We start from the raw sequence: 2,688 nt of genomic DNA, 5'->3' as shown, positions 1-2,688 counted from the left end.
TCGGCAGACGGGCCGCTCGCGGCCTGGGAGGAGTTGGTGGCCGCCACCGGGCTCGACCCCGCCGCGGCCTTCGGCACGGCGGACCCGTCCTTCGCGGATGTCGCTGCGCGGCTCGGCGACTGGGCGGCGGCACCGGAGGCACTGCCGCTCTGGCTCGGCTGGCAGCGCGCCGTCGCGGCAGCGGGCCCGGAGCTGGCGCCGCTGGCGGAACGGCTGGCGGATGGCAGGCTGGCGCCGGAGCAGGCGATGGCCGCCTTCGACTATGCGCTGGACGAGGCGCTGCTGAAGGCGGCGATGCGCACGCGGCCGGAGCTGGCCACCTTCGACGGCGCCGCCTTCGACCGGCTGGTCGCGGACTTCGCGGAAGCCGACCGCGCGCGCGTGGAGCTGACGCGGCGCGAATGCGCCTGGACGCATGCGCAGGCGCTGGCACGCGTGCGGGCGGGAATGCCGGGCTACGAGGTGCTGAAGGGCGAGTTCGAGAAGAAGCGCGGCCACCTGCCCGTGCGTGCGCTGCTGGACCGCGCGGGCAAGGCGATCCAGGCGGCCAAGCCGGTCTTCATGATGTCGCCGCTGTCCGTCGCGCAGTTCCTGGCACCGCCGCACGGGCTGAAGCCCGGCCTGACCTTCGACCTGCTGGTGATCGACGAGGCGTCCCAGATCGAGCCGGTGGATGCGCTGGGCGCCATCGCGCGCTGCCGGCAGGTGGTGGTGGTGGGCGACGACCGGCAGATGCCCCCCACCCGCTTCTTCCAGCGCATGACCAGCGAGGAGGAGGGCGGCGAGGAGGAGTTCGCCGAGGGCCCGGTCGCCGCGCGGGAGGTGGAGAGCATCCTGGGCCTGGCGAATGCGCGCGGCGTGCCGAACGTGATGCTGCGCTGGCACTACCGCAGCCGGCACGAGAGCCTGATCGCGACGAGCAACGCGGAATTCTACGACAGCCGGCTGATGGTGCTGCCCTCCCCGCGCGCGCGCAGCGAGAGGCTCGGCCTGTCGCTGGTGCGCGTGGACGGCCAGTGGGAACAGGGCGCCGGCGTCAACCGGATCGAGGCGGAGGCGGTGGCGCAGGCGGTGATGCGCCACGCGAAGGAGACGCCGGGCGACAGCCTGGGCGTCGCGGCCTTCAGCATCAAGCAGCGCGACGCGATCCTGGACGCGGTGGAGAAGCTGCGCCGCGAGAGCCCGGAGACCGAGGGCTTCTTCGCCGCGCACGAGCACGAGCCCTTCTTCGTCAAGAACCTGGAGAACGTGCAGGGCGACGAGCGCGATTCCATTATGATCAGCGTGGGCTATGCGCGCGGCGCGGACGGGAAGCTCGCCATGCGCTTCGGCCCGCTCTCGGCCGATGGCGGGGAGCGGCGGCTGAACGTGCTGATCACGCGCGCCAAGAAGCGCTGCATCGTGTTCAGCGGGATCACGGCGGACGACATCGACCTGGACCGCGCGGCCGGGCGCGGCGTGGCCTCGCTCAAGACCTTCCTGCGCTTCGCCGCGCGCGGCGAGATGCGCGCGGTTGCGGGCGAGCAGGCGACCGCGCCGCTGGCCGGGGTGATCGCGCAGGAGATGCGCGCGGCGGGGAAGGAGCCTGTGGCACGCGTCGGCATCGCCGGCCTGTTCCTGGACGTCGCGGCGCGCGAGGGCGGCGACTTCGTGCTGGGCGTGGAAGCGGATGCCGGCGACTGGGCCAGCGTGCGCGCCGCGCGCGACCGGGAACGCGGGCGGCCCTCCGCGCTCGGCATGATGGGATGGAAGCTGCATCGCGCCTGGTCGCTCGCCTGGCTGCAGCGGCCGGAGGCGGAGCGCGCGCGGCTGCGCGCGGCGCTGGGCGTGGAGGCGCCGGCGGAGGCGTCGGCGACGGCCGCGATGGGGCCAGATCCCGGGCTGGCGCAGCCCTACGCGGAAGCGACGCCAGAGGTGCCGCGCGACACGCCGATCCCGCAGGTGCCCTTCGCGAAGCTCTCGGAGTTGCTCGCCGCGATCATCCGGGCGGAGCAGCCGGTGCATCAGGATGCCGTGTTCGAACGCGCGCGGATCCTGTGGGGCAAGGAACGACTGGACGCGGCGGAGCGTGCCGCGCTGCAGCAGGCGCTGCGCCTGGCCGGCCAGCTGCAGGGCGTGGCGGAGCGCGCCGGTTTCTGGTCGGCGGAGGACGCGCCCGCTCCTGCCCCGCGCGACAGGCGCAATGCTGCGCCGCATCTGCGCCGCGCCGCGATGGTGGCGCCGGCGGAGGTGGAGGCGGCGTGCCGCGTGCTGCTTGGTGCCACGGCGGTCGCGACGGAGGAGGAACTCGCCGCCGGGGTCGTGCGACTGCTTGGGCTGGAGCCGAACGCCAACGCCGCCATCGCGGCGCGGGTGGCGGCGCTGGTCGGTGCGGGAAGCGTCTCGCTGCGCGGCTGAATCCCGGCGCAACGCCGCACTGTCCGCTGCCTCGGCGCAACCATCGGCGCGCCGGGCGCGTTCCCCTCCTCGTTGGACCGCGACGGTGCGCCACAGCGTGCCTCGCGCGTCCGGGAAGAATGCAACGGCGAGGAACACCGACATGAAGGCGAAACTCCTGAGCGCAGCTGCCCTCGGGCTGGCGCTGGCGGCGTGCGGCACGAACCCGCAGGAGCGCGTGACCGGCGGCGCGGCGGCTGGTGCCGCCACCGGCGCAGGCGTTGGCGCCCTGGGCGGGCCGGTGGGCGCGCT

The 2,688-nt window shown here is 74.4% G+C and carries 1 protein-coding gene; it reads left to right on the top strand.

Annotated elements, in window-relative coordinates:
- A partial coding sequence (locus OZN99_RS29220) for an AAA domain-containing protein (RefSeq protein ID WP_270938732.1) occupies window positions 1-2,397 on the top strand: 2,397 nt, incomplete at its 5' end.
- Between the last annotated feature and the right edge of the window lie 291 nt (window positions 2,398-2,688).

Source organism: Falsiroseomonas oryzae (genome assembly GCF_027856955.1).
GTDB lineage: Bacteria > Pseudomonadota > Alphaproteobacteria > Acetobacterales > Acetobacteraceae > Falsiroseomonas > Falsiroseomonas oryzae.
This window is presented reverse-complemented; position numbering and strand designations above follow the sequence as displayed.